Below are 25501 nucleotides of genomic sequence, written 5' to 3' on the forward strand. Positions count from 1 at the left end.
ATGGCGAGCCCGCGCGTCGCGGATCGCGATCTCGACGGGCTTCTCGTCCGCGTCCACTACCCCGCCGAGGGAGGACCACTTCCCGTCATCGTCTTCTCGCACGGCGTCGGCGGCTCCAGGCTCGGGTACGTCGAGGCTTGCACGCTGTGGTTCTGGGACAAGCATCTGCGGAACATCGACGCGCCATTTCCTCCGCTCCGCGGCGCCCGCGTCGAGCATCGATGAGGGAGGGTCGTTTGATCCGGACGCGGCGCCCGTGCGAGCCTTGTCGCATGCGCAGCGCCGTCCTTCTGCTCGCGGTCGCAGCTTGCACCTCGCGGCCGCCCGCGCTGCATGACGACCCTCAGGCGCTGGCGTACCGCAGCCGCAGCAAGGTAACCGATGCGGCCGCGCGCCACATCGCGGCGGAGGCCGTGGGCGATGCCCGCCGCAGGCCTGCGTGGAGCGAGCCCAACCACGTGCACGCAGTCGACGGGCCGCTCGGCGATGGAAACGACAAGTTCCTCTTCGGCGAGGCGCGTCTCTACCTCGGCGAGTACGAGACGGAGCCGGGCAAGTTCCGCGAGGTCGATCCGAAGGATGACGCGTTGATGGCCTACGCCGACGCGCTGTTCACGGTCCAGCAGCTGAAGGAATGGGCGCAGCGCTACCAGGTGGCCTGGGACATCCAGCTTGGGCGTGCGAAGGGTCGCGTCGAAGCTTCCGGCGCCGACGCGTCCGCACAGAAACTCCTCGCGGAGCTGTCGCGCAAGGCCGGCGACGGCGCCGAACAGGCGGAGGCGCAGCGGCGGAGGCTCGACCAGAAGTACCGCGACAGGCGTTGACTTCAGGGCAGCGAGGCGATCTCCCGCGCGATCGCGTCCGCGGCTGCCGCGGGATCCGGCGCATCGCGAAGGGCCCGTCCGATCACGAGGATGTTCGCTCCGGCGCGAACCGCCTCCGCGGGAGTGCCCGTCCGACGCTGGTCACCGCTGCCCGTACCCGCCGGCCGGATTCCAGGCACGACCAGGAGGGGTCCAGGACCCAGTGCCGCACGCAGCGCCGCCACTTCCTGCGGCGAGCAGACGATTCCGTCCGCGCCGGCGCCCATTGCCAACTTCGCGAGCCGGGGAACCGCGTCGCGGGACAGACCTACCGCGTCCAGGTCGTCGGGGCCGAGGGAAGTCAGCGCCGTCACGGCCAACAGCTTCGTGCGCGGCAGCGCCCGCCGCGCCGCGCGGATCATCTCCACACCGCCGCTGGCATGTACGGTGACGTAGTCGACGCTGAGCGATGCGGCGCCGCGGGCGGCGCCCTCGACGGTCTGCGGGATATCGTGCAGCTTCAGATCGAGGAAGATCGGCTGGCCGAATCGGCGAACCGCTTCGACCGCGGCTCGTCCATGCGCGACGAACAGCTCGAGGCCAACCTTGAACAAGCCGACGTGACCCAGCAGCCGGGAAGCGAGCCGCTCCGCAGCGCCCGGATCGCCGACGTCGAGGGCGGCGCAGATCCGGTTCACGGCGAGAGTTTCCCTCCGCCGTCGCGCACCGCCGCCCGGGTGCGCTCGACGACTTCCTGCAACGCGACCAGCTCCAGATCCTTTGCTCCTCGCGCTTTCCACTCCACCCTCCCGTCGGCGAGCCCCTTCTTTCCCACGGCGATGCGTAGCGGCAGCCCGATCAGGTCAGCATCCTTGAACTTCACGCCGGCGCGCTCGTCCCGATCGTCGAGGAGGACGTCCACTCCCGCGTCCGTCAGCTCGCGGTACAGCTTCTCCGCCGCGTCGCGGACGGCGGCGTCCTGCATCTGCAACGGCAGCAGCGAGACGTGGAACGGCGCGATGCTCATCGGCATGCGGATGCCGTCGGCGTCGTGGTGCAGCTCCACGGCGCCGGCCAGGATCCGTTCGATGCCGATTCCGTAGCTGCCCATGATGATCGGAACTTCCTTGCCGCTCTCGTCGAGGACCCGCGCCCCCATCGACTCCGAGTAGCGCGTGCCCAGCTTGAAGATGTGACCGACCTCCAGCGCCTTGCCGACGGTGAGTGGACTTCCGCAGCGGGGACAACCCTCGCCGGCGCTCACCGTTCGCAGGTCCACGGGCGTCGCGTGCGCGAGGTCGCGGGGCACCGACACGTTGCGCAGGTGGAAGCCGTCCTTGTTCGCTCCGGTGACGAGACCGCTGAGGCCGACGAGGCGCTGGTCGATGAAGACGCGCAAGCTCTTCTCCGCGAGACCGAGGCCGCCGAGCGAGCCCGGCCTGGCGCCCATCCACCGCTGGATTTCCTCGGGATGCGCCGGCCGCAATACCGACGCTCCGGTTGCGGTCTGCAGCTTGGCCTCGTTCAGCTGGTCGTCGCCGCGCACGATGGCGGCCACGGGCTTCTCGTCGGCGACGTAGATCAGCGTCTTGAGCTGCTGGTCCGCTGCCACGTTGTACGGTCTTCCGGAGAGAGCCTCGATGGTCAGCACGCCAGGGGTGGCAAACTCCTCGAGCCCGGGCGACGCGCCGGCCGCCTTGTACCGATCCGGCGTCTCCACCCGCGACTCGGCCTTCTCGGTGTTCGCGGCGTATCCGCATTTCTCGCAGGAGGCGATCAGATCCTCTCCCGCGTCCGTCGGCACCATGAATTCGGTCGAGCCCGAGCCACCCATGGCGCCCGAATGGGCCTCCACCTGGATGGTCTTCAGGCCGCAGCGCCCGAAGATGCGGACGTACGCCTCGCGGTGGTCCTCGAACGACTTGTCCAGGCCGGCGGGATCGAGGTCGAACGAGTAGCTGTCCTTCATGGTGAACTGCCGCACCCGCAACAGCCCGCTCTTCGGCCGCGGCTCGTCGCGGAACTTGGTCTGGATCTGGTACCAGCCCTGCGGCAGCTGCCGGTAGCTGCGCAGCTCCGCCCGCGCCAGCACGGTGAAGATCTCCTCGTGCGTCATGGCCAGGCAGAGATCCGCGCCCTTCCGGTCCTTCAGGCGGAACATGTTCTCGCCCATCACCGCCCAGCGGCCCGACTCCTCCCAGACCTCGCGCGGGTTCAAGGCGGGCAAGTAGAACTCCTGCGCCCCGATGGCATTCATCTCCTCGCGCACGATGGCGGTGATCCGGAGGATCGAGCGTTGCCCGAGCGGGAGGATGGAGTAGATGCCGGCGGCGAGCTGGCGGATGTAGCCCGCGCGAACGAGGAGCTGGTGCGAGGCGACGATCGCGTCCGCCGGCACCTCCTTGAGCGTCGGCGTGAACGATTTGCTCATCCTCATGCCGCGTCTATCCCTTCCTCAGCTCCCGATCGACGGCCTGCTTCATGTGCTCGTAGGGCTGCGCGCCGTTGACGAAGATGCCGTTGATGAAGAACGCCGGCGTTCCATTCACGCCCGCGGCCGATCCCGCCTTCAGGTCGTCGTCGACCAGCGCCTTCTTTTCCCCGCTGTCGAGGCACTTGTCGAACTTCGGCGCGTCCATCCCCAGCAACTTGGCGTATCCCTTGAGATCCGCAACCGCGAGCTTGCCCTGGTTGGTGAACATCTTGTCGTGCAGCTCCCAGAACTTCCCCTGGTCCTGCGCGCACGCGCCCGCCTCCGCCGCCTTCTGCGCGAAGGGATGGAAGTCGAGGGGATAGTGGCGGAACACCAGCCGCAACTTGCCGTCGTACTCCTTCATCAGCCTCTCGATCACCGGGTACTCGCGCCCGCAGTAGGGGCACTGGAAGTCGCTGAACTCCACGATGGTCACGGGCGCGTTGGTCGGACCGCGCGACGGGCCCTTCGCCTCCACGTCGATCCGCGGCAGATCCGGCGCCTGGAGCGAGACCTGCACGTGATGCCTGGACTTGAGATCGTCCAGCACCTTCCCCATCCCTTCGCGGAGCTTCTGCTGCCGGACCGCCTGCTTGATCCGGTCCTTCAAGTCGTCGAAGGTTTGACCCTGGGGCACCTGCGCCTTGTGCTCCTCGTAGAACGCCTTCGCTTCAGCGTCCGACGGCTCGGGCACCGAGGTCACGTATTCCGTCTGGTACCACTGCTCGACGGTCTTGCCCTTCGCCTTCGCCTCTTCTTCGAGCAGCCGGCGGCTGATCATCTCGTCGAGCAGGCCCCGGCGCTGGTCGTACAGATCGGTGAGCGCCTTCACCTCGGCCTGCCGCAGCTTGGCGCCCACCTCGTGATCGTTCTGGAGGTCGCCGTACGTGACGGGCTGCCCGTCGACTTCCGCCACCTTCGTCGTCGGGTCCATTCCGGCGATGCCACCGGACGCGCTCTTTCCCCCTCCTGTCCTGCAGGCGACGAAGGACGCGGCGCAAGCGACCGCCAAGGCGTGCAAAGTACGGCTCTTCATGACACTCTCCCAGACGCGGCGAACCGCGCACCCTAGGCGGGCGCGGCGCCTACGTCAACAATCGGGAGGCATTTGTCGTTCCAGAACCCAAGCCCGGGCGAAATCAAGGCGCTGCTCCAGCGCGTCAAGACGGTGGCCGTGGTGGGCCTCTCGCCGGACCCGGACCGCCCCTCCTACAGCGTGTCGATGTACTTGCAGGGGAACGGCTACCGCATCGTTCCGGTGCGACCGGGTGGTGGAGAAATCCTGGGCGAGAAGGTGTACGAGCGGCTCTCGGACGTTCCCTTCGCCGTCGATATCGTCGACCACTTCCGCCGCAGCTCGGAAGTGGGCGCGCACCTCGACGAGGCCATCCGGCTTCGCGTGCCGGCCGTCTGGATGCAGGAAGGCGTCATCGACGAGGAGGCAGCGCTTCGCGCGCGCGCTGCCGGGCTCGTGGTCGTCATGGATCGCTGCATGCTGAAGGAGCACCGCAAGGCCGGTCTCTCCTCCAAACCGCCGCCGGCCTGATCCATGCGCAGGATCGCGGTCGCTCTCGCCGTGGCGCTGCCCGCGCTCGTGCTGCGGCTGAGCGGCGTCCACCTTCCGCCGCCGGCGGCGATCGCGGTCTTCGGTTCCGCCGTCGTGGCGTCCGCCTTCCTCCTCGTGTGGGCAGCGGAGGCTGCGCAGCGCGACATCTCCGGCAGCCTCGCCACGGCAATCCTCGCGGTGATCGCCGTCCTCCCCGAGTACGCCGTGGACCTGTACTTCGCCTGGAGCGCCGGACACATCCCCCAAAACGCGCACTATGCCGCGGCGAACATGACGGGCAGCAACCGGCTTTTGCTCGGCCTCGGATGGCCGTTCGTCGTCCTCCTCTTCGTCCTCGGCGGGCGGCAAGGCGGGCGGCGGCCGAGCGGGATCGCCCTGCGCAACAACCGCCGCGTAGAGCTTGGTTTTCTCGCTGCCGCCAGCTTGTATTCGCTGGTCGTCCCGTTCACGCGCCGGATCGCCTGGTACGACTCCGTGGTGCTGCTCGCCATCTTCTTCGTCTACCTGTGGCGGGCAGCGGGTGGAGAGCATGCCGAACCGCGGCTCGTCGGCGTGGCGAAACGGATCGGCGACCTCCTTCCGCCCGCGCGCCGCGCGACGGTCATCGGCCTGATGCTCGGGGCCACCGCGTTCGTCACAATCGCCGCCGGGCCGTTCGCCGCGGCGCTGGTGGAAGGCGGACGCCGGCTCGGGATCGACGAGTTCCTGCTGGTGCAGTGGCTCGCGCCGATCTCGTCCGAGTCGCCGGAGCTGCTGGTAGCGGCGGTCCTTGCCCTGCGAGGCGAGCAGGATCCGGCCCTGGGCATGCTGCTCTCCGCCAAGGTGAATCAATGGACGCTGCTCGTGGGGAGCCTCCCCATCGCCTACGCCATCGGAGGCGGCGGAGCCGAAGGCATCGGGCTGGACACGCGTCAGACCGAGGAGTTCATCCTCACCGCGGCGCAGACCGTGCTTGGATTCGCGGTCCTTGCCGATCTCCAGCTTCACCTCTGGGAGGCGCTCGCCTTGCTCGCCCTCTTCGCGCTGCAGTTCCCGTTTCCTCAGCCCACCGTCCGCGTCGGGCTCGCGGCCGCTTACGCGGTGATCGCGGCCGTCCTGCTCATCCAACGCCGCCGCGAGCTCCCCCGCATCGTGCGCGCCACCCTCACACCGGCACCCTCGCCGCCTCCGGCGTGAAGGGAGCGTCGCTGGCGACCAGTCGCCCGGCGGCATCTGCATCCAACGCCTCGCTGAAAAGATGCCCCTGGACGTAGCTGCAGCCGAGGCGGTTCAGCACTTGCGCCTGCTGCGCCGTTTCCACTCCCTCGGCGATCACGTCGACTCCGAGGTTCTTGCCCAAGGCCGGCTATGCGACCTGCTCTTCCAGCGCCAGCACCGGAAGCAGGCTTTCCTGAAGCGCGTGCAACTCGTCGGCCGCGCGCGGCTGAACCACCTCGCAGGCGTCGTGCTCGGCGAGGATCTTGCGCACGAGCTGCTGGTTCAGCGCGTGCCCCGACTTCAGCGCTGTGAATCGCCCGAGGACGGGCATGCCGAGCAGCGAGAGATCCCCCATCGCGTCGAGAATCTTGTGGCGGACGAACTCGTCCGGATAGCGCAGCCCTTCGGGGTTGAGGATGTTGAAATCGTCGACCACGACGGCGTTCTCCAGCGAGCCGCCGCGGGCGAGCCCGGCGGTGTGCAGCCGTTCGACGTCGCGCTTGAACCCGAACGTGCGGGCGCGGGCGATCTCCTTCTGGAACGACTTCTCGTTCACCTCGAGGCGGAAGCACTGATCGGAGATGAGCGGGTGGCAGAAGTCGATGGTGTAGTCGACCACCAGTCGGCCGCGCGCCGGCGAGAGGCGCGCCGCCTTGTCGCCTTCGCTCACCGCCACCCCTCTGCGCACGAGCAGATAGCGGCGGGCGGCGCGCTGCTCGTGGACGCCCGCTTCGCGTAACAGCGCCACGAACGGATCCGCACTGCCGTCGGCGATGGGAACCTCCGGGCCTTCCACCTCGACGCGGGCGTTGTCGATTCCGCAACCGGCCAGCGCAGCGAGTACGTGCTCCACCGTACCGATGCGGACCCTGCCGCGTCCCAGCGACGTATTCAGCGTGGTATCGACCACGAACTCGGAGAGCGCCGGGATTTCCACACCGTCGCGGACGAACACGATTCCGCTGTCCACCGGCGCCGGGGCCAGCGTCAGGGCGACGCTGGCGCCAGAGTGAAGCCCGACGCCTGACAGTGCTGCGCGCTGCTTCAACGTCCTCTGGCGAAAGGGATGGAGATCCATGCCTGGTGCGTCTCCTCCGGGGTTGGTGCGGCAGCAGCAAATGCGGCGAGTCAGCAACAACTGTGCCGGGGAACGCCCCGGAGTGACGAAATCTAGTGACGATGCGGAGTTGGCGCGCCGCACTCGTGCCCTGCAGGCTGCGGGCGTCCGTTCACTGCCTGCCCAAATGCTGACACCGCTGTCACGGTGTTGGATAAGGGGCGCCTCCCTTATCGCCCCTTCTGCACTTTGGCAAGCGCTTCCCGATAGCTCGACTCGTCGATGGGAATCTTCTGCAATTCTGACCGCTTCGAGACCAGGTCGAGGGCGCGCTCGAGGATCTCGGCAAACCGATGACAATCGTCGCGCAATCGCTGCATGCGGATTTGCGTGCTTTCACCCCGGCGGCCCGACCAACCCTCGAGCAGATCGAGGAACCGGTCGAACAGCTCGCGATCGGAGTGGCGCAACAGCTGGTAACCGACGTCGCGGAACTCGGTGGCGTAGCGCCGCAGTGGCTCCGCCGCTTCCGGCGTCGCTGCCGGCTGCTCCAATGCGTGAGCCGTGTACCGGCACATCTCGCGGAAGATCCAGAGATCCATGCGCAGCCGCTCACTCTGGTCGGTGCGCGCGGCGTCGTCTTCGAAGAGCGCGTAGTGTCCCATGGCGGGATCCAGCGCGTTGGCAAGAATGCCGACGCACAGCTTGGTCGCCTCCGCGAGCTTGTCACGCTGCAGATCGAGCTGCGCGCGATCGGTGAGGGGCTGCGCGAGCAGCGGCGGAATCGCGGCGAGCACCTGTCTGATCTTCTCCGCCGCGGCCTTGCCCGCCGCAGCCACCAGTCCAGCCGCGGGCGAGAGCCGCGGCAGATCACCCTCCAGATAACCCACCAGCGCGTGCAGCTCGCTGCGGACGAGCGCGAGGATCACCAGGACCCGGCGGGTGTGGGGGACCGGCGGTGAGGGGACGTAGCGGAGCGAGCGGAGCGCGCGGAACGAGGCGAGCAGGGCCAACGCGAACGCGCGGCGCTTCTTCTCGTCCTCGAGCAGGCGGAGGGCCTCGAGCAGGAGAACCGAGCCGATGCGGTCGTACTCGGCGCGGAACTCCAGCGCGGCCGGCGGACAGAAGTAACGCGAGACGAACAGCTCGTGTTGCAGCGCCTGCCCGACGTCGAGGAAGAGGGACTGTGGCGCGCCGTCGAGACGCAGCAGCTGATCGAGGATGCCCTGGTGCGCCACGAGGCCGCTGCGGAGGAGGAACAACGATTCCTCCGGCGTCCGTTGCTCACGCAGCTCCGAGCCGAGGCGCGCCCGCGCGCGGTCGTCTCCGAGGGACCCTTCCACGAAGTTGCGAAACAGCAGCGCCTGTTCCTGGCGCTGTTCGATGAGCTTTCGGGAGAGGTGGACGCTGCGGTGCACGGCGTCGCGGGTGGCCTTCAGCTCCTCCTTCCAGTCGCGCTCCTGCGGAGGCTGCGCCTCGCCGAAGAGGTTGCGGAGGTTGAAGAACCGGTCGATGCCGGACAGCAGCACTTCCAGCTCGAAGAGGATCTCCTCGCGGCCGCTCACCTCGAGGCTGCGGATCCACCGTTCGCGCTCCGCCAGGTAGACGGCGCGGACTCGCTGCGAGTCGCGCATCAGCTCGAAGAAGAAGTCTTGCGCGAAGGCGCGCTTTTCCGAGGCTGCGGGCATCAGAGGAGCGAACCCTGCGGCCCCGCCGGAGCTTTCTTGCCCAGGTGCTCGAAGGCGCGTTGGGTGGCGACGCGTCCGCGCGGCGTCCGTGCCAGGTAGCCCTCCATCAGCAGATAGGGCTCGTACACGTCCTCCAGCGTGTCGGATCGTTCGCCGGTGGCGGTGGCCAGGGTCTCCAAGCCCACCGGACCGCCGCCGAACTTGTCGATCAGCGATACGAGGATCTTTCGATCCATGGCGTCGAGCCCCGCGGCGTCCACCTCCAGCCGCTGCAGGGCCCGATCCGCGACCGGCCGGTTGACGGCGCCGTCTCCTTCGACCTCGGCGAAATCGCGCACCCTCCGCAGCAGCCGATTGGCGATCCTGGGTGTCCCACGTGCCCGCCGGGCAATTTCCCGCGCGCCGCCGTCGTCGAGGCGCACGGTGAGCTTGAGCGCCGAGCGTCGGACGATCTCCTGGAGGTCCTCCGGCGGGTAGTAATCGAGTCGGCTGACGATGCCGAACCGATCGCGCAGCGGGCCCGTGAGCAACCCCGTGCGCGTGGTCGCGCCGATCAGCGTGAATCTCTTCAGCGGCAGCTTCAGTGCGCGGGCGCCCGCCCCATCCCCGATCACGATGTCGAACGTGAAGCTCTCCATCGCCGGGTAGAGGTTCTCCTCGATCGCCGGGTTCATCCTGTGGATCTCGTCGATGAACAGGACGTCATTCTCGGCCAGATTCGTCAAGATTCCCGCCAGGTCGCCCTTGCGCTCCAGCGCCGGGCCGGAGGTGACGTGGATCTGCGAGCCGAGCTCGTGGGCGATCACGTGCGCGAACGAGGTCTTCCCCAGCCCCGGAGGCCCGCAAAACAGCACGTGATCGAGCGGTTCCTTGCGAGCGGCGGCCGCCTTGACGAATACCTTCAGGTTCTCGATCAGGGCGCGCTGTCCGACCACTTCGGAAAAGTCGCGCGGGCGCAGCGTCAGGTCGAACCGCGCGTCGTCACCGGCAGCGGCCGATGCGGTCGTGCGGTCCTCGAGCGGTTCCTCTCGCATCTCCAATCAAGGTACCACAGCCGACGTCTACGATTTACGCTGTACATGCTGCGAGAAGCGTTCTAGAGGGCGCCGCGGGAGCTCGATCCCTGGCGAGGAACACGCACATGCGCTCCACGGCGTCTCTCGGGAGGTTGGCGGTCTCGATCTGCGCGGTCTCGTTGGCGGTGGCCGCAGCAGACGACGGCGGAAGCATCGCGCAAGACATCGGCGAAGGGGCAGGCACCGCAGCCGGTAACGTCGCATCGGGCGTCCGGTCCGCGGGGCAAGGCATCGCCGACGCTGGCGCTGCCGCGGCCGGCGCGGTTTCAGGCGCCGCATCCACCGCAGCCGAGGCCGCGCGAGAGGCTGCCAGCGGCGCGAGCTCGGGCGCCTCGTCGGCGATGGACGGCGGCGCCACCGGACGCCTGAGCGACGCGCAGATCGCTGCCGTGGCCGCGGCGGCGAACAAGGTGGAGATCGATGCCGCGCAAGCGGCGAGGAAGAAGGCGAAGAATGCCCAGGTCAAGCGATTCGCGAGCGACATGATCCGCGACCACACGGCAGCCGACAAGCAGGCGGCGGCGCTGGTGAAGAGGCTCGGGCTCATGCCGGAGGAGAACGAGACATCGCGTTCGCTGACGCGGCGCGCCGGCGACGATCTCGCGAATCTGCAGCCTCTCAAGGGCAAGGATTTCGAGAAGGCGTATGCCGAGCACGAGCTCGCCTTCCACCGACAGGTCCTCGCGACGCTCGACGAGAAACTGATTTCCGACGCACAGAACGCCGACCTCAAGTCGCTGCTGGAGAGCGTGCGCTCGGTGGTCGCCGAGCACCGCGATCACGCGCAGGCGCTGGTCGACTCGCTGTCGAAGTAACGCTAGGACGCGCCGGCGATCAGGCGCAGCGCTTCCCGGAGCTGATCCTCGAGTGGCGCGGCGGCGCCGAGGTTCCGGCGTACCGTCTCCGCCGTGCGCTCGGCGGCCGCGGGCCGATAGCCGAGGTTGACCAGCGCCGAAAGGAGCACCTCGTCGGAAGACGTCGACGGCGGCGGGCGCGAGGGGCGGGCGCCGTTGACGAGACCGCTGGTGCGGAGGCGGTCTTTCAGCTCGAGCACGAGACGCTCCGCCGTCTTCTTTCCGACGCCCGGGATCTTCGTCAGGCGAGCGAGCTCTCCGTGAAGGATCGCGGAGGCGAGCTCCGTCGCCGGCATTCCGGAGAGGATGTTGATTCCGAGCTTCGGTCCCACGCCGGAGACGGAGATCAAGAGGTGGAAGAGCTCCTCTTCCTCCATCGTGAGAAAACCGAAGAGCTGCAGGGCGTCCTCGCGAACATGCGTGTAGCAGCGGAGCTGCGCGCGTGTGCCTTCGGGCGGCAGCCCGGCCATGGACTGCAGCGAGAGATGGACCAGATATCCCACGCCCTGCACGTCGAGGATCGCGGCGTCGCCGCGCTTCTCCAGCACCGTCCCGGAGAGCCGCGCGATCACTTCGCGAACCTCCGCGCAAGCGCCGACCGCCAGTCGGTCCGCGGCCGCGGTGCAGACGCTTCCGGGTCGCGTGCGCGCAGCACGCCGCAGATGGCTGCCGCGAGCGCATCGCTGGCGTCGAATCGGGCGGGGATCGGGATTCCGAGCACCATGGCGACCATCCTGCCCACCTGCTCCTTCTCCGCGCGCCCCGTCCCGGTCACGGCCTGCTTGATGACGCTGGGAGCGAAGCTGCGCACCGGGACGCGCGCCTGGGCGGCGGCGAGGATGGCAACGCCTCGCGCCTGGCCGAGGACCAGCGCGGAACGCGCGTTCTTCGCGTGGAAGACGTCCTCGAGCGCAACGATCTGCGGACGGTGAAGGAGCAATTCGCGCGAGAGGCCTTCATGGAGCGCGCACAACCGATCCTCGATCGCGCCGCCCGCGCCCACCTCGAGGACGCCGTGCGCCAGGTGGCGCACGCTGGTGCCGCCGGCGTCCTCGACGACGCCGAAGCCGCAGTACCTCGAACCGGGATCGATCCCGAAGACCTTCACTGTACCCGGGACTCTATCGCGGCCATCTCCTCGTCGGGAATCTCGAAGTTTGCGTAGACGTGCTGCACGTCGTCGTTCTCCTCGAGGTTCTCGACCAGCCGCAGTACCTTCTCCGCCGTCTCTCCGGAGACCTGCACCGTGGACTTCGGCAGGTACGCCATCTTCGGCGCGCCCACCGGGATCTTGCCCTCCAGCGCCTTGTGCACGTGCAGGAGCGACGCCGTGTCGGTGCGGACCTCGAATCCCCCCTCGCCGTCCGGGAGCACGTCCTCGGCGCCGGCGTCCAGCGCGAGCTCCATCACCTGGTCCTCGCCGGCCCCCTTCTTGACGGGGACGATTCCCTTGCGATCGAATTGGAAGGCGACGGCGCCGGAGGCCGCCATGCTGCCGCCGCCCTTGGTGAAGATGGCGCGCACGTCGCCGGCCGTCCGGTTCTTGTTGTCGGTGAGGATCTCCAGGACGAACGCCACGCCGCCGGGCCCGTAACCCTCGTACGTCAGCTCCTCGTAGCTCACGCCTTCCAGCTCGCCGGTGCCTTTCTTGATGGCGCGGGTGATGTTGTCGGCGGGCATGTTGGCTTCGCGCGCGGCGAGGACCGCGGAGCGGAGCCGGGCGTTGTGGTCCGGATCCCCTCCGCCGATGCGGGCAGCGACCGTCACCTCGCGGATCAGCTTCGTGAACAGGGCCCCCTTGCTGGCGCCCATCGCTTCTTTCTTGCGCTTGATTTTCGTCCACCGGTTGTGGCCGGACATCGCGAGGGTCCTCCAACGCGCGGCTCTAGCATGGATGTGGTCTAGGGCGCACGCCCTGGAGTGCCGCCGACCCGGCCGCAGCTCCATGTGGCCGGTGCGTCGGGCGGCGGCGCCTCGTCGCGCTGCAGGCTGGCTCCGGCGAGACAATGCCGGTCGGACCCAGGGAATTCCGCCAGCTCCACAAGAACTGCGGCGGATGTGACCAGCCGGAAGGGCGGCGGCGCATCGTCTGACAGCCCGCGACCGAGCAGTCGCTGAGTCGATGCCCGCAGCACGGGAGTGCCCGCCGGCATCGCCGGGTACAACGCGGGGTCGAACGAGGCACCCACGGCCAGCGCACGCGAGCCCGGCGCCAGGATCGCCGGAAGAGGTGGTGGGCTCGCGAGCAGCGACCTCAGGATCCCGTCGCTGCCTTGGAGCGCCAGCGCCTCCAGGTCGGCGGCGCCGGGCCCCAGATTGACGAGCTCCACGTACTCGCCCTCGACGCCGGAAGCCATCACTTCGGAAACGAGTGCGCGGGGCAAAGCGGCAACGGTGCTGAACGCCTGCGGCGCCGCCCGCAAGACGAACCCGAAATCGTCGCGCGCAGTGACGGACAGCGTATAGTCGGATGCGGGTTGGAGCCCGTCGATCCGGAGCGATCCCGCGCAAGCAAAGCTCTGCGGGCCGCACGCAGGTGGCGCGCAGAGGATCTGGCTGGCGGCCGCGACGGCGGCCCCGCGCCCATCTTCTATGGTGATGCCGATCTGCGCCGGCCAGTCCAGGACGAGCCTGGCGGTGACTCCGGTATCGCGCGCGACGAGCTCCGCGGCGCCGCCCTGAAGAGCGGGAGCGGCGTTGCGCGCGCAGGGCGCGGCGGTGAAGGTCTGCCCAGCCACGGCGGACCCGTCGAGCGTGAGCGAGTACTCCGCGCCTGCGGCGAGAGGGCCCGGCAGCTTCAACTCGATCGGGCCGTGTGCGTCGGCGGCCGCAAGCTCCTCGCCGCGCGGGCCGAGAAGCGCGGCCCGGCCGCTCTGCGCCGAGGCGCGGACCACCTGGAGGTTCCAGGGCGCCTCGCCGCCGGCGGGCGGGAACTGGAGCGTTGCCGTCGGCGGCGGTGCGACGGCATGGAAGGCGAAGCGGGCGCCGTTTCCCGCCAGGCGGCGCCCGAGCTCGTCCTTGAGCCGCGGCGAGACGAGCAGGAAGTACCCTCCGGGAGCGAGGGCCTGGTCCGGCACGAGCGAGATCGATCGTCGATCGGCTGCGACCTCCGCGGCGGCCGGCAACAGCAGCGTCCGCTCGTGTGCGGAGAGCGGCGCATGCTCGATGGCCGCCGCCGCCCGCTCGACGTCGGCCTCCAGCGCCAGCACCACGCTCTCGCTCCGGCCGGAAGCGGCGAGGAGCTGGCCCTCGTCCATCGAAGACGAGAAGCGCACCGTGAACCTCGCGTCCGCCTGCACGGGTCCAGGATGCGGCTCCACGTCCTGCACCGTGGGCTGGGACGTCCCCGCGTCGGGCAGAGCGTCGACGGCAGACGGCTTCGCGCAAGCGATGAGGGCCATCGCGATGCACGCCCATTTCATCGCGACTCCGATGCGCAAGCGGCCTCTTCCCGGGCCACGGCGTCGCGGAACAAGCCGGTGAGGGCAACCAGCGCCGCGGTGGCCCGCAGCAGTGCGAAGCACGATTCCCGCGTGCCGGCTGCCGTCCACAGCGCCCGCGCCTTCTGCCGCTCGATCCAGAGCTGCGCCGCCCGTTCCGCAGCGTCGCGCCGCGCGCGGGCGAGTTGCGCGTGCGCGAGGGCCAGCTGGGTCTCCTCGCGGGCGAAGACCAGCTGCGAGAAGTCCCAGGTGAGGGCCACGAACCACGCATGTCCAGCTGCGAAGTCGTGCTCGAGCAGTGGCGCGAGCCTGAATTCGCCTGCACGCGTCTTCTCGTCCTCGCGCCCGGAGGCCTGTGCGCGCAGTTGTGGCGCCCAGCGCGCTGCGCGCGCTCGTGCCACCCGCCCATCGTCCGCCGCAGACTGCCCTCCGGCAAGCTTCGCGGCCGCTTCCTGCGTCTGCAGCAAGCCAGGCTCCGACTCTCCCGCAGGCGCGGCGAGAAGCCACACTGCCAGTGCGAGCGGTCCCGCCACTCCCCCTCCCGGCAGTCCGAAACTCGACCGCCCACGTGCGTTTTTGCAGGGCTTGTGCCGGAGCAAACACGACGAAAGTCGCCGGATTTCCCAGTTTCGCGGCCGTCCCGCCGTGCCCAGATTGGCACGCCGGGGGTGCGAAAACCGGACCCCTCACCCCGGAGCCTGCGGCGCGTGCTCGAACTACGTCCTGCGCAGCAACAGCCGTTCTGGTCCGCATGGCTCCGGCGGCCGACGCAGCGCGCCGGCTTGCGCGCACGCGTCGCCAATGCGCCGACCGGCACTGCGCTCGGTCTCGTCCGCGACGGAGCGCGCATCGTGCGGGGGTCGCTGCGCAAGGCACTGGACATCCGATCGCTGCGATTCCTGCGCTCGGTGTTCTCGCTGCAACGCCGGATCGAGACCGCGTTCCTCTCGTCAGGAGCGGCGGCCCAGCTCGCCGACGCGGCCCTCGAGGGCGAGAACACGCGCGAGCTCGCGCGGCGCATCGCGCGCATCGCCCGGCGGCTCTCGGGCGCCGCCGGCGTCGCCGTCCACCTGAAAACCGGCGCCGGGCTGCAGATGCTCGGCTGCGACGGGGAGCCCTGTACCCCGGAGCTGGCGAGCCGCGGCCTGGAGAGCGGGAACGTCGAATGGGGTGAAGGCGCGGCGGCGGTGCCGCTGCTCGTGCACGACCAGGTCGTCGGCGCCCTCTCCATCATCTTCGACGGAGGGCTGCGCGACCTGCGCCCGCTGCAACCGCTCCTCACCCGCGCCGCCGCGGTGCTCGCCGCCGCCGAGCGCGAGTCCCGCAAGGACCGTTTCCTCTCGCTCGCCGCGCATGAGCTGAAGACGCCGCTCACCAGCATCAAGGGCTTCTCCTACTCGCTGGCGCGGCGGCTGGAGAAAGGCGAGCCCTGCGATCCGAGGCACGTCCAGGTCCTGGAGCGGCAGGCGGAACGCCTCCACGCCCTTCTCGAAGAGATGCTGGAAGTCTCTCGCATCGAGACCGGCCGCTTCGTGCTGCACCAGGAGCCTTGCGAAGTGATCGAGCTGGTCGAGGCGGCGCGGCGTTCGCTCCGCCGACTCGGCGCCGATGCCGACGTCGACGCGCACATCGAGCCGGGCCTTCCGCTCCTTGCGGATCGCGAGCGCATCGAGCGCGCCTTGACGGCGATGGTCGTGCGCGCCCGTTCCCTCGGTCCGGTGAGCATCGATGCGCGCAGGCGTGCAGGCCACGCCCGGATCAGCGTCCAGTGGAACGGCGATCCGTTGCCCGAACCGCAGCATGCGCTCGAGCCGCTTTGGGAAGCCCCCCCTGCGCACCGTCAGGGCCTGGGAATGGCCCTGATGATTGCCCGTCACGCCGCCGAGCTGCATGGGGGCACGCTTCACGCCGAGGCGCACGCGCTGGTGCTCGAGGTGCCGCTGCGTTCGGGCGCTGCCGGCAGATTCGGAGGGGGCGAAGGGCGCGTTCTGGTCGTGGACGACGACGAGCCCATCGCCCGGATGATGGCGGAGTTCCTCGGGGAGCACGGGTTCGAAGCCGACTGGGCCGGCGGAGGCCGCGCCGCGCTGGCGAAGATCAAGGCGGATCCGCCGGACGTCGTCGTCCTCGATCTCCGGATGCCCGACATGGACGGGAGGGCGCTGCTCGTCGCCGTGCGCGCGGAAGGTCTCGCGCCCCGGGTGGTGCTCTTCTCCGCCGACCGCGAAGTTGCTGCCGCCGCGCAAGAGCTGGCATGCGAGGCGTTCGTGGAGAAGCCGTTTGCGCCGGAATCGCTGCTCGACGCGGTGCGACGCACGATTGCACCGGCGGGAGCGGACGGGAAGGCACCGGCCGGTCCGGGCTTCGTTCCGTGATAAACGCCCAATGTGCTCGAAGGCCCGGCACCGGCGCCGACGGCTGAACCGCCGCGCGGCGGCGCGCCGTCACTCGGGCTCGCGTTGGTGGCGCTGTTCTTGCCCGCCTGGTCCCTGCAGCAGGCGCTGTACGCGGCGAGCTTCGGGGTGGCGCTCGTCGTAATCGGCGTCTACGGGAGGGTTGTCGCAAGAAGGCTGCTCGGCGTCGAGAACCTGGGTCCCTGGACCACCGTCTATCTTGGGCAGTTTGGTCTGCTCGCAGCAGCGGCCCTCGTCATGCCGCTGAACGGGCTGTCCGCGCGCCGGCTGGGGATTTCGCTTCCACTGGCAGCGCTGATCGTCCCGCCTGCCGTTGCGCTTGCCCTTGTACAGTTCCGGCGCCGACCTCCGTCGCCGCCGGTGCAGGCATCGGTGTTTTTTCTCGGCCTCGGCAGCATGAGCCTCGTCTTCTCGATCTACTCCCGCGACATCTCTGCGTTCGGCCTCGACCTCCACGAGCACATCGCCTGGATCGGGCAGATCGTCACCCGCGGATTCGTTCCCCTCGCCGAGCCGGGGACGCGGATCCTCGGCGACTACCCCCGCACGTTCCACGTCGTCGCCGCTCTCTGGGACGCGGCCGGGTTCGGGTTGCCTGCCGGACCTTTCGCGAAGGTCATGCCGTTCTTGCAGAACGGACTGCCGCTTCTGGCCATCGCAGAACAACTGGTTGCCGGGGTCGGGGACCGCGATGTCCCTCGCCGATGGAGGTGGGAGATTGCCGTCGGGCTCGCGTTCTTCGCCTACGCGTTTCTCGCCGTCCCGCTGGCCTATCCAACACAGGATCTGTTCGGCACGCCGCGCTTCAGCAGCGATGGCCTGCTGATGCTGCCGATCGTCCTCCTGATCGTGGCGTGGGCGCGGAACGCTCCCCGCGCCGCAGCGGCGACGCTCGCTACGACACCTCTCGTCGCCGCCTGGGCGGTGACCTGGAACCCGATCGTCGTCGTGCTCCTCTTTGCGGCCACCGCGCCCGTCGCCGCCGCGTTCTGGGTGGTGTTCCGCCCAGGGCCGCCGCACGCTTCACGAGCGCGGCCCACGGTCTTCGTCGCCTGCAGCGCGCTGGGCGCGCTCGTGCTCGTGCAGGATCCCTGGGTGCTCAGCCTCGCTGCGCCGAGGATCGCCGCCTGCCGCGCTCTAGTGCATCGGGAGGGCCTGCTCACGTTCGACGAGGCCGTCGCGGCGGGCCTCGCCACGGCCCGTGAGAAATCGGTTCACAACCCGCCCGCGGCCCCGCCTTGCAGCGATGCGCGGTGCGTGCTGGCAAAGGCAGCCGAAGCCGCCTGGAGTGCGCTCGCCGCTCCGTGGAATTCCGTGGCAGCGGCGGTGTCCGATGCGATTCGCATTCTCCGGTCTCCAACCCTGGCGAGCTTCAAGAACGCTTTCAAGAGCGCCTTCCTCGTGCAACCGGCCCTCGTCGCCGACTACGCCGGCCTGCCGGTCTTCGTCTGGATTGTCACGGCTGCGGCGGCTGGAGCCTGGCGATCGCTGCGGCGGCGTGCCGCGAGCCCGGAGGTGAAGCTGCTGATCGCATCGCTCGTGGGCCTTGCCGGCGCTGGCATCGGCCTCGCCTTCGCCACGAACCTTGCGTCGGCGTTGAACGACCAGCAGCACGAATCGTTCATTCTCGCCGGATACCTTGCGTTCTCCGGCGCGCACGTCACCATCGGATTCCTCTGGCTGCCCCTCGTCAGCTCCGCACTGATCCTCGCGAAACCCGTACTGCGGCCTGTCGATCCGGCGGAGGCGATCGGCGCAGGCGTGCAGCGACATCCTGCCTGCGCGGTGGTTGGACTCGCCCTGTGGGTCGCGCTGCCGCTCGCCGCCCGGCTGAACCTGCATCGGCCGTTGCAGCATCGCGGTTTCTGGACGCGCATCGGCCTCGTGGACCTTCGCGCGCTGCGCCACGTCGAGGCGGCCATTCCGCAAGCGGACGGAGTGATCATCCCGGCCGAGCACGCGACGTTCGACGGATGGGAGCATTGGGTCCTGCCGCTCGGCGAGACGGCGGCGCTGCTTCCGTACGGCGGCCGCCGGTATCTCTTCAACGTCTACCTCGGTGCGAGTTATCCGCTCTCCTGGCGCGATCTCGACGATGGCCTCTGCAGCGGGGATCCCGCAGTGCGAGCGGCGTTCTTCGCGCGCACCGGCGCCCGCTGGGTGCTCATCCGCGACCAGACCGGGGCCGATGCCGCGACGGTCGTCCAGCAACGATGGCCGAGGATGTGCGGAGTCTCGTTCGCCGCGCTGGGCGCGGAGCTTCCCGCCGTCCGCGAACAGATGGGGATCTTCCTCTTCCGGCTGCGCCCGCCGTGATGGTCAGCGGCAGCCCTGCCGCTCCAGCTCGGCGACGCGCTTGCGGAGCTGTTCCACCTGCTGCGCCTGCGTCTCGTAGGCGTCGCGATAGTGGCGCGCCTTCGCCTGCTCTTCCCGCAGCGCCGCATCGCCGTGGCCGCAGGCCGCGGCGAACAGCAGCCCAACGAGGGCGATCCTCATTGCACGCGCCTCAGGCGCTCGAGCATCTCGGGAGGTGGCAAGAACCCCGTCACGCGCGTCGGCCCCTCTCCCGGGACCGCACATTCCGGCGGCCGCTCGTCGCGGCATGCCATCATCAGCACCGTGGGCAGCCCCGGGACGCCGTACTTCTTCTGCAGCGAGTCGTTCTCTTCGGTCTCCTCGGTCGCGTCGATCTTCAGCGGCACGAACCTCTCGGCGACCTCCTTCGCGACTACCGGGTCCATCCAGGTGTGCACGTCGAGCTCCTTGCAGGCTGCGCACCACTCGGCGAAAAAGTCGATCAGAAGTGGCTTGCCGCTGGCGCGTGACTGCTGCACCGCGACCTTCTCGTCGTGCAGCCAAGGGATCCGGAAGGACTTCTCGCTGCGAGGCTCGCCGAACCACCCGAAGCTCAGCCCGATGCCGCCGAGGAGGACGACCATCGCGCCGAGCTTCATCGCCTTCTCGCGGGATTCGCCGTGAAACGACAAGCTGAGCGCCCCCGCGAGCACGCCCAGGAACGCCAGCGTTCCGGCGACGGCGGCGATGGACCGCGTGCTGGCGGGGAGCATTCCGGGTCGGGGTAGCAGCGGCAACACGAGCGCTACCGCCGCCGCAATCAACGCGACGCCGAGCACGCTCTTCACCGTCTCCATCCAAGGGCCCGATCGCGGCAGGCGCAGCGAAGTCGCCCCCAGCACGAAGAAAATCAGGCCCATGCCGATGGCATAGGTGAACAGCATCCAGAAGCCGAGCAGGGCATTTCTCTGCGTCGCGACGTAAGCGAGCACGCCAGCGAGGACTGGACCGGTGCACGGGGCAGCGATGATCCCTGCCACGAGCCCCATTCCGAAGGCGCCCGCGAAGCCGGTTCCCCGGACGCCGGCGAGTTTCTGCTGCAACGCCGAGGGCAGCGCGATGTCGTACGCCCCGAACATGCTCGCCGCCAGCGCCACCAGGAGAACCGCCAGCACCGCGACCACCGCGGGGGAAGAGAGCACGGTCCCGAACGCCTTCCCGGAAAGCGCCGCGAAGAGGCCGAGTGCCGAGAACATCGCGGCGATTCCTGCGACGTAGGCGGCGGACAGCGCGGCGGATCGAGCGCGGTGCTCCGCCTGACGCGCCCCGAAGATGCTCACCGTGATGGGGATCAAGGGATAGACGCACGGCGTCAGGCTCGTGAGGACGCCGCCGACGAACAGCACGGCGAACGTCATTGCCGACACGCCGCCAGCGAGCCCCAGCCTGCCCGACAGGTCTGCCCCCGGCCCGACGCTGTGCGTCAAAAGGGCCGGCAGCAGCGGGAGCGCCAGACCGACCGCCAAGGCGAGAATCAGCCTGGGAACCCACTTCTGCATCGCCGCCATCCTAACCGTGGCTGCCTTGACCTGCAGCGATCGGGGTTATAATAGACCAGTCTAGTCCACATTAGGAACCACATGATCAAGCTCCCCATCTACATGGACAACAACGCCACCACGCCGCTCGACCCGCGGGTGCTGGAGGCGATGATGCCGTACCTCACGACCGAGTTCGGCAACGCGGCCTCGCGCAGCCACTCGTTCGGGTGGAAGGCCGAAGAGGCGGTGGACCGGGCCCGCGAGCAGATCGCGGCGCTGATCGGCGGCAGCGAGAAGGAGTTGGTCTTCACCTCGGGCGCTACCGAGAGCATCAACCTGGCCCTCAAGGGTGCCGCTGAGTTCTACAAGGAAAAGGGCAATCACATCATCACCGTCCGCACCGAGCACAAGGCGACGCTGGACACCGCCAAGCGGCTCGAGCGGCAGGGTTTCGAGGTCAACTACCTGCCGACGGACAAGTTCGGCCGGATCTCCGCGCAGCAGCTGCGCGAGGCGATCACGGACAAGACCATCCTGGTCTCCGTGATGCTGGCGAACAACGAGATCGGCACGGTCCAGCCTATCGCCGAGCTCGGCGAGGTCACGAGGGAAAAGGGAGTGCTCTTCCACGTCGACGCAGTGCAGGGCATCGGCAAGGTGCCGTTCGACGTGGAGAAGATGAAGGTCGACATGGCCTCGATCTCGGGTCACAAGATCTACGGCCCCAAGGGCATCGGCGCGCTCTGGGTGCGGCGCAAGCCGCGCGTCCGCATCGCTCCGATCATCGACGGCGGCGGCCACGAGCGCGGCATGCGGAGCGGGACGCTGAACGTCCCCGGCATCGTCGGCTTCGGCAAGGCGGCAGAGCTCGCCCAGCAGCTCATGCCCGAGGAGACGAAGCGCACCTATCAGCTGCGCAAGAAGCTGCAGGACTACCTGTTCAGCCACCTGGACCACCTGGAGGTGAACGGCCACCCGACGGAGCGCCTGCCGGGCAACCTCAACGTGAGCTTCGCGTACGTGGAAGGCGAGGCGCTGATGATGGCGATCAAGAACGTAGCCGTCTCGTCGGGGTCTGCCTGCACGAGCGCCAGCCTGGAGCCAAGCTATGTGCTGCGCGCCTGCGGCGTGAGCGAGGATCTGGCGCACACTTCCATCCGCTTCGGCATCGGAAGATTCAACACGGAAGACGAGGTCGACTACGTGGGCAAGTACGTGGTCGAGCAGGTCCGGCGGCTCCGCGAGATGAGCCCCCTTTACGAGATGGCCAACGAAGGAATCGATCTTTCGAAGATCGAGTGGGCCGCCCACTGAGGAGAGACTGATGGCATACGGCGACAAGGTCTTGGAGCACTACGAGAACCCGCGGAACGTCGGGACGATGGACAAGAACGACCCGAACGTGGGGACGGGGCTCGTCGGCGCGCCCGCCTGCGGCGACGTGATGCGGCTCCAGGTGAAGATCAGCGACGATGGCAAGATCGAGGACGCCAAGTTCAAGACCTTCGGCTGCGGCTCGGCCATCGCTTCCTCCTCGCTCGTCACCGAGTGGGTGAAGGGCAAGTCCGTCGACGAGGCGATGACCATCAAGAACACGCAGATCGCCAAGGAGCTCGCGCTGCCGCCGGTGAAGATCCACTGCTCGGTGCTGGCCGAGGACGCGATCAAGGCGGCGATCGCCGACTGGAAGAAGAAGAAGGGCTTGACCGCGCAGCCGCAGCAGAAGCCGGCCGAGGAGAAGAGGATCGATGGCTGAGCTGCACGTCAACGTCACGCCTCGCGCAGCTCAGCAGATCAAGGCGCAGCTGGCGCGCCGGACGCAGACGAACCCCAAGAGCGGGGTCCGCCTGGGCGTAAAGGGCGGCGGCTGCTCGGGCATGAGCTACGTGATCGAGTACTGCGATCAGCCGCGGCCGAAGGACCAGCTGTTCGAGGTGGACGGCGCGAAGATCTACGTCGATCCGAAGAGCCTCGTCTATCTGAACGGCACCACTTTCGACTTCGTCGACACCTTCCAGCAGAAGGGCTTCAAGTTCGTGAACCCGCAGGTGAAGTCCGAATGCGGGTGCGGCGAGTCCTTCACGGTCTAGGTTCCCATGAGCGCCCGGACATGCTGGAGCTGCGGCGGGGCGGTCGCGGCGTCGGATGCTCTTTGTCCGGCCTGCGGCAAGGTGCAGCCGGCTCCCGCCGCTGGAACGCAACCTGACAGGTTCGCGACGCTCGGCTTCGAGCCCTCGTTCGACGAACCCGCGGGGCTGGACGAGACGTTCCGCGCACTCTCCCGCAAGCTGCATCCCGACCGGTTTGCCCGCGCGACGCCGCAAGAGCGCCGGTACTCGCTCGAGCAGACGACGCGTTTGAACGAAGCGTACAAGACGCTGAAGGACCCGGTGCGCCGCGCCGAGCATCTGCTCTCTCTGCGGGGAGTGCAGGGAGACCCGAAGATGTCCCCGGAGTTTCTCGAGCAGACGATGGAGGACCGCGAGAAGCTGCTGGAGGCGAAGATGTCCGGCGAGCCGCTCGACGCGCTCGCGGCCGGCGTCCGCGAGAAGCGCGACCGGACGCTGCTCGACGTCCGCCGGCTGGTGGAGAACGGCGGCGATCTTTCCCGCGCCGCGGAGCTCCTCGCGAGGATGCGCTACTACGCCCGCTATCTCGACGAGGTCGAGGGCCGCTCGGTGGAGCTCTGATGGCCCTCTTCCAGATCAGCGAGCCGGGAGAAAGCCACGCCAAGGAAGCCTGCACCACCGGCGCCGTCGGGATCGATCTCGGCACCACCAACTCCCTCATCGCCATCGTGCTCGGCGACGGGAAGCCGCACGCGCTCGCCATCGACGAAGGAAGCACGCTGTTGCCGTCGGCGGTCCATTACGGATCGGGAGGCGGTCCCGGTTCCGTGGTCGTGGGCGGTGCTGCACGGAGGCTGGCTGCGGAGTTCCCGCGCGACACCGTGGTCTCCGTGAAGCGGTTCATGGGGCGATCGTCGGCCGATCCGGAGACGCGGCGCCTGAGCCCGTACCGGTTCGCGGAAGGCGAGTCCGGCGTCGTCCGCTTCGTGGTCGACGGCGGCCGGGTGGTGAATCCCGTCGAAGTCTCCGCCGAGATCCTGCGGGCACTGCGGACCCGGGCCGAGGAGCGGCTCGGGATCAAGGTCCACCAGGCGGTGATCACCGTTCCGGCCTACTTCGACGACGCGCAGCGGCAGGCAACGAAGGAGGCGGGGCGGCTCGCCGGGCTGGAAGTGCTCCGGCTGCTCAACGAGCCTACCGCCGCCGCGCTCGCGTACGGCCTCGACAAGCGTTCCGAAGGAAAGTTCGCCGTCTACGATCTCGGCGGTGGCACGTTCGACATCTCCATCCTCCAGCTGCAGGCGGGCGTGTTCGAGGTCAAGGCGGTGGGCGGCGATTCCGCGCTGGGCGGCGACGACTTCGATCGCGCGCTTGCGGAGATTCTGCTCGGCAATCAACCGCGCACTCCGCACAAGATCCGCGAGGCCATCGACGCCGCCAAGCAGGCGAAGGAAGACCTCACCCGGGTCGAGGTTACCGAGGCCATGGGCAAGCGCGTGACCCAATCGCAGCTCGAGTCCGCCATCCGTCCGCTGATCGAGAAGACCGGCGGGCCGTCCCGCAGGGCATTGCGCGACGCGGGCGTGCCGGAAGGCAAGGGGCTCGACGGCGTCATCCTCGTCGGTGGATCCACGCGGGTGCCGGCCGTGCGCCGCTACGTGCGCGAGCTGTTCGGGATGGAGCCGCTGGCGGACATCGATCCCGACGAGGTGGTGGCGCTCGGCGCGGCGGTGCAGGCCGACCTGTTGACGGCGGAGTCGCCGCAGCACGACGTGCTGCTCCTCGACGTCACTCCGCTCTCCCTCGGTCTGGAGACCATGGGCGGCCTGGTGGAGAAGCTGATCCTGCGCAACACGACCATCCCGGTGCGCGCGACGCAGGAATTCACCACCTTCGCCGACGGCCAGAGCGGGATGGACATCCACGTGCTGCAGGGGGAGCGCGAGTTGGTGCCGGACAACCGATCGCTGGCGAAGTTCACCCTTTCCGGCATTCCTCCCCTGCCCGCCGGCCTTGCCCGCGTCGCCGTCACGTTCCAGGTGGATGCGGACGGGATCCTCTCCGTGACCGCGCGCGAGCAGCTCACCGGGGTCTCGCAGACCATCACCGTGAAGCCGTCGCACGGCCTGACGGACGAGGAGATCGAGCGGATGCTGCTGGCCTCCATCGAGCATGCCGAGCAGGACGTGCAGGCGCGCCTCTTGATCGACAACCGCGTCGAGGCGCAGCGGATCCTCAAGGCCACCGAGAAGCAGCTGGAATCGAACGGCGACCTGCTCGCACCCGAGGAGCGCCGCCAGATCGAGGCGCAGATGGCGGCCGTGCAGAAGGCGGCGCTGGGAACGGATCACAACGCCATCCATTCCGAGGTCGAGAAGCTCGATCAGGTCAGCGCGGACTTCGCCAAGCGCGTGATGGATCGCGGGATCGAGCGCGCTCTGAAGGGGCATTCGGTGGGCGAGTTCGATCAGGGCGAGCTCTCGCCGCATGCGCAGAAGGCGTACTCCGCGCTGCGGGATGCGGAGGAAACGACGGACTGATGCCGAAGGTCACGATCTACAACCCTCGCGGGAAGCTGGAAGCGGAAGGCGAAGTCCCCGAAGGGAGGTCGCTACTCCAGGCCTCGCTGAACCTCGGCGCCAGGCACGGCTCCGCCTGCGGCGGGGTCTGCGCCTGCTCCACATGCCATGTCTGGGTGAAGAAGGGATTCGAGTCGCTCTCCGACATGGAGGACGGCGAGGCCGACCAGCTCGATCGGGCGTACGACGTGAAGCCCTACTCGCGGCTCGGCTGCCAGGCGCAGCTCGACCACCAGGACGTCGTCTACCAGATCACCGAAGAGTCCGAGAAGACGTGGTACGACGAGCACCCCAAGGAGCGCCACGAGGCGGAGGCCGCTGGAACCTGGCCCCCCAAGTGACGATCTGACATGGCCCAGAAGCTGACCTGGCACGACGTCCAGGAGATCGGCATCGCGCTGCACGAGAAGTTCCCGGACACGGATCCGCTCTCCATCCGCTTCACCGA

General features: G+C 68.7%; 26 protein-coding genes and 1 pseudogene (1 of these 27 running past the window's edge). 14 read left to right on the top strand and 13 right to left on the bottom strand.

Annotated features, from left to right (window positions below; genetic code table 11):
* Both E6J58_13440 and E6J58_13445 read left to right on the top strand, forming a co-directional pair.
* Positions 1-225 (top strand): hypothetical protein, encoded by a 225-nt coding sequence (locus E6J58_13440; protein ID TMB36716.1) that lies wholly within the window; start codon positions 1-3, stop codon positions 223-225.
* A 47-nt stretch (positions 226-272) separates the two neighbouring features.
* Complete coding sequence (locus E6J58_13445; protein ID TMB36717.1) at positions 273-824, top strand: hypothetical protein; 552 nt, start codon at positions 273-275, stop codon at positions 822-824.
* 2 nt (positions 825-826) lie between these two features.
* On the opposite strand, the gene pyrF is transcribed toward E6J58_13445, so the two are convergent.
* From pyrF to E6J58_13460, 3 genes are read right to left on the bottom strand one after another with little or no spacing between them, the layout of a single operon-like run.
* Complete coding sequence (pyrF, locus tag E6J58_13450; GenBank protein TMB36718.1) at positions 827-1501, bottom strand: orotidine-5'-phosphate decarboxylase; 675 nt, start codon at positions 1499-1501, stop codon at positions 827-829.
* Positions 1498-3240 (bottom strand): proline--tRNA ligase, encoded by a 1743-nt coding sequence (locus tag E6J58_13455; protein TMB36719.1) that lies wholly within the window; start codon positions 3238-3240, stop codon positions 1498-1500. The genes pyrF and E6J58_13455 overlap by 4 nt, the downstream gene beginning before the upstream one ends.
* Before the next feature lie 7 nt (positions 3241-3247).
* On the bottom strand, positions 3248-4312 hold the full coding sequence (locus E6J58_13460; GenBank protein TMB36720.1) for a thioredoxin: 1065 nt from the start codon (positions 4310-4312) through the stop codon (positions 3248-3250).
* Between the two features lie 72 nt (positions 4313-4384).
* On the opposite strand from E6J58_13460, the gene E6J58_13465 reads away from it, so the two are divergent.
* Both E6J58_13465 and E6J58_13470 read left to right on the top strand, forming a co-directional pair.
* The gene (locus tag E6J58_13465; protein TMB36721.1) at positions 4385-4822 is read left to right on the top strand and encodes a CoA-binding protein; all 438 of its coding nucleotides are present in this window, start codon (positions 4385-4387) and stop codon (positions 4820-4822) included.
* Positions 4823-4825: 3 nt separating this feature from the next.
* On the top strand, positions 4826-6019 hold the full coding sequence (locus E6J58_13470; GenBank protein TMB36722.1) for a sodium:proton exchanger: 1194 nt from the start codon (positions 4826-4828) through the stop codon (positions 6017-6019).
* Here the strand turns inward: E6J58_13470 and E6J58_13475 are convergent.
* The 4 genes from E6J58_13475 to ruvB all read right to left on the bottom strand — a co-directional run bounded on the left by E6J58_13475 (position 5988) and on the right by ruvB (position 9819).
* A complete protein-coding gene (locus tag E6J58_13475) occupies positions 5988-6182 on the bottom strand; it encodes an EAL domain-containing protein (GenBank protein ID TMB36723.1) in 195 nt (64 codons plus the stop codon). The two genes, E6J58_13470 and E6J58_13475, sit on opposite strands and share 32 nt — an antisense overlap.
* A 6-nt stretch (positions 6183-6188) precedes the next feature.
* Positions 6189-7118: a UDP-3-O-acyl-N-acetylglucosamine deacetylase gene (locus tag E6J58_13480; GenBank protein TMB36724.1), complete on the bottom strand. Its 930-nt coding sequence runs from the start codon at positions 7116-7118 to the stop codon at positions 6189-6191.
* Positions 7119-7327: 209 nt separating this feature from the next.
* Positions 7328-8785 carry a hypothetical protein gene (locus tag E6J58_13485; GenBank protein TMB36725.1) on the bottom strand — a complete coding sequence of 486 codons (1458 nt, stop codon included), beginning with the start codon at positions 8783-8785 and terminating at the stop codon, positions 7328-7330.
* Positions 8785-9819: a Holliday junction branch migration DNA helicase RuvB gene (gene ruvB, locus E6J58_13490; GenBank protein ID TMB36726.1), complete on the bottom strand. Its 1035-nt coding sequence runs from the start codon at positions 9817-9819 to the stop codon at positions 8785-8787. Before ruvB ends, E6J58_13485 begins: the two co-directional genes overlap by 1 nt.
* A gap of 107 nt (positions 9820-9926) precedes the next feature.
* On the opposite strand from ruvB, the gene E6J58_13495 reads away from it, so the two are divergent.
* Positions 9927-10676 carry a DUF4142 domain-containing protein gene (locus E6J58_13495; GenBank protein ID TMB36727.1) on the top strand — a complete coding sequence of 250 codons (750 nt, stop codon included), beginning with the start codon at positions 9927-9929 and terminating at the stop codon, positions 10674-10676.
* Positions 10677-10678: 2 nt separating this feature from the next.
* Here the strand turns inward: E6J58_13495 and ruvA are convergent, their stop codons facing one another.
* The 5 genes from ruvA to E6J58_13520 are packed head-to-tail and all read right to left on the bottom strand — an operon-like array spanning position 10679 to position 14415.
* On the bottom strand, positions 10679-11287 hold the full coding sequence (gene ruvA, locus E6J58_13500) for a Holliday junction branch migration protein RuvA (protein ID TMB36728.1): 609 nt from the start codon (positions 11285-11287) through the stop codon (positions 10679-10681).
* Positions 11284-11823, bottom strand: a complete 540-nt coding sequence (gene ruvC / locus E6J58_13505) for a crossover junction endodeoxyribonuclease RuvC (GenBank protein ID TMB36729.1) — start codon at positions 11821-11823, stop codon at positions 11284-11286. Before ruvC ends, ruvA begins: the two co-directional genes overlap by 4 nt.
* A complete protein-coding gene (locus E6J58_13510) occupies positions 11820-12575 on the bottom strand; it encodes a YebC/PmpR family DNA-binding transcriptional regulator (protein ID TMB36730.1) in 756 nt (251 codons plus the stop codon). The genes ruvC and E6J58_13510 overlap by 4 nt, the downstream gene beginning before the upstream one ends.
* 41 nt (positions 12576-12616) lie before the next feature.
* A complete protein-coding gene (locus E6J58_13515; protein TMB36731.1) occupies positions 12617-14137 on the bottom strand; it encodes a hypothetical protein in 1521 nt (506 codons plus the stop codon).
* Positions 14134-14415, bottom strand: a complete 282-nt coding sequence (locus E6J58_13520) for a hypothetical protein (GenBank protein ID TMB36732.1) — start codon at positions 14413-14415, stop codon at positions 14134-14136. The genes E6J58_13515 and E6J58_13520 overlap by 4 nt, the downstream gene beginning before the upstream one ends.
* A 9-nt stretch (positions 14416-14424) precedes the next feature.
* Between E6J58_13520 and E6J58_13525 the strand changes: the two genes are divergently transcribed.
* Together E6J58_13525 and E6J58_13530 are read left to right on the top strand one after the other, a co-directional pair.
* Positions 14425-16530 carry a hybrid sensor histidine kinase/response regulator gene (locus E6J58_13525; protein ID TMB36733.1) on the top strand — a complete coding sequence of 702 codons (2106 nt, stop codon included), beginning with the start codon at positions 14425-14427 and terminating at the stop codon, positions 16528-16530.
* Positions 16531-16617: 87 nt separating this feature from the next.
* Positions 16618-18885 (top strand): hypothetical protein, encoded by a 2268-nt coding sequence (locus E6J58_13530; GenBank protein ID TMB36734.1) that lies wholly within the window; start codon positions 16618-16620, stop codon positions 18883-18885.
* A 176-nt stretch (positions 18886-19061) separates the two neighbouring features.
* Here the strand turns inward: E6J58_13530 and E6J58_13535 are convergent, their stop codons facing one another.
* Positions 19062-20432: a DUF255 domain-containing protein gene (locus E6J58_13535; protein TMB36735.1), complete on the bottom strand. Its 1371-nt coding sequence runs from the start codon at positions 20430-20432 to the stop codon at positions 19062-19064.
* Positions 20433-20507: 75 nt separating this feature from the next.
* Between E6J58_13535 and E6J58_13540 the strand changes: the two genes are divergently transcribed.
* From E6J58_13540 to E6J58_13570, 7 genes and pseudogenes are all read left to right on the top strand, one after another.
* Complete coding sequence (locus E6J58_13540; protein ID TMB36813.1) at positions 20508-21719, top strand: IscS subfamily cysteine desulfurase; 1212 nt, start codon at positions 20508-20510, stop codon at positions 21717-21719.
* 10 nt (positions 21720-21729) lie between these two features.
* Positions 21730-22161: a Fe-S cluster assembly scaffold IscU gene (gene iscU, locus E6J58_13545; GenBank protein ID TMB36736.1), complete on the top strand. Its 432-nt coding sequence runs from the start codon at positions 21730-21732 to the stop codon at positions 22159-22161.
* Positions 22154-22495, top strand: a complete 342-nt coding sequence (locus E6J58_13550; protein TMB36737.1) for an iron-sulfur cluster assembly accessory protein — start codon at positions 22154-22156, stop codon at positions 22493-22495. The genes iscU and E6J58_13550 overlap by 8 nt, the downstream gene beginning before the upstream one ends.
* Positions 22496-22501: 6 nt before the next feature.
* The gene (gene hscB, locus E6J58_13555; GenBank protein TMB36738.1) at positions 22502-23095 is read left to right on the top strand and encodes a Fe-S protein assembly co-chaperone HscB; all 594 of its coding nucleotides are present in this window, start codon (positions 22502-22504) and stop codon (positions 23093-23095) included.
* The gene (hscA, locus tag E6J58_13560) at positions 23095-25014 is read left to right on the top strand and encodes a Fe-S protein assembly chaperone HscA (GenBank protein ID TMB36739.1); all 1920 of its coding nucleotides are present in this window, start codon (positions 23095-23097) and stop codon (positions 25012-25014) included. The genes hscB and hscA overlap by 1 nt, the downstream gene beginning before the upstream one ends.
* Positions 25014-25394 (top strand): 2Fe-2S iron-sulfur cluster binding domain-containing protein, encoded by a 381-nt coding sequence (locus E6J58_13565; protein ID TMB36740.1) that lies wholly within the window; start codon positions 25014-25016, stop codon positions 25392-25394. The genes hscA and E6J58_13565 overlap by 1 nt, the downstream gene beginning before the upstream one ends.
* A 9-nt stretch (positions 25395-25403) precedes the next feature.
* Positions 25404-25501 (top strand): annotated as a pseudogene (locus E6J58_13570) (Fe-S assembly protein IscX); it runs 88 nt beyond the window's last position.

The organism is Deltaproteobacteria bacterium (genome assembly GCA_005879535.1).
GTDB lineage: Bacteria > Myxococcota > Myxococcia > Myxococcales > 40CM-4-68-19 > 40CM-4-68-19.

Bases quoted from the DNA above. Each gene is read 5' to 3' on its own strand.
- E6J58_13440 (TMB36716.1), top strand. From the start codon at position 1: ATGGCGAGCCCGCGCGTCGCGGATCGCGATCTCGACGGGCTTCTCGTC.
- E6J58_13445 (TMB36717.1), top strand. From the start codon at position 273: ATGCGCAGCGCCGTCCTTCTGCTCGCGGTCGCAGCTTGCACCTCGCGG.
- E6J58_13455 (TMB36719.1), bottom strand. From the start codon at position 3,240: ATGAGGATGAGCAAATCGTTCACGCCGACGCTCAAGGAGGTGCCGGCG.
- E6J58_13460 (TMB36720.1), bottom strand. From the start codon at position 4,312: ATGAAGAGCCGTACTTTGCACGCCTTGGCGGTCGCTTGCGCCGCGTCC.
- E6J58_13470 (TMB36722.1), top strand. From the start codon at position 4,826: ATGCGCAGGATCGCGGTCGCTCTCGCCGTGGCGCTGCCCGCGCTCGTG.
- E6J58_13480 (TMB36724.1), bottom strand. From the start codon at position 7,118: ATGGATCTCCATCCCTTTCGCCAGAGGACGTTGAAGCAGCGCGCAGCA.
- E6J58_13485 (TMB36725.1), bottom strand. From the start codon at position 8,785: ATGCCCGCAGCCTCGGAAAAGCGCGCCTTCGCGCAAGACTTCTTCTTC.
- ruvB (TMB36726.1), bottom strand. From the start codon at position 9,819: ATGCGAGAGGAACCGCTCGAGGACCGCACGACCGCATCGGCCGCTGCC.
- E6J58_13495 (TMB36727.1), top strand. From the start codon at position 9,927: ATGCGCTCCACGGCGTCTCTCGGGAGGTTGGCGGTCTCGATCTGCGCG.
- E6J58_13510 (TMB36730.1), bottom strand. From the start codon at position 12,575: ATGTCCGGCCACAACCGGTGGACGAAAATCAAGCGCAAGAAAGAAGCG.
- E6J58_13515 (TMB36731.1), bottom strand. From the start codon at position 14,137: ATGAAATGGGCGTGCATCGCGATGGCCCTCATCGCTTGCGCGAAGCCG.
- E6J58_13525 (TMB36733.1), top strand. From the start codon at position 14,425: ATGTCCAGCTGCGAAGTCGTGCTCGAGCAGTGGCGCGAGCCTGAATTC.
- E6J58_13535 (TMB36735.1), bottom strand. From the start codon at position 20,432: ATGGCGGCGATGCAGAAGTGGGTTCCCAGGCTGATTCTCGCCTTGGCG.
- iscU (TMB36736.1), top strand. From the start codon at position 21,730: ATGGCATACGGCGACAAGGTCTTGGAGCACTACGAGAACCCGCGGAAC.
- E6J58_13550 (TMB36737.1), top strand. From the start codon at position 22,154: ATGGCTGAGCTGCACGTCAACGTCACGCCTCGCGCAGCTCAGCAGATC.
- hscB (TMB36738.1), top strand. From the start codon at position 22,502: ATGAGCGCCCGGACATGCTGGAGCTGCGGCGGGGCGGTCGCGGCGTCG.
- hscA (TMB36739.1), top strand. From the start codon at position 23,095: ATGGCCCTCTTCCAGATCAGCGAGCCGGGAGAAAGCCACGCCAAGGAA.
- E6J58_13565 (TMB36740.1), top strand. From the start codon at position 25,014: ATGCCGAAGGTCACGATCTACAACCCTCGCGGGAAGCTGGAAGCGGAA.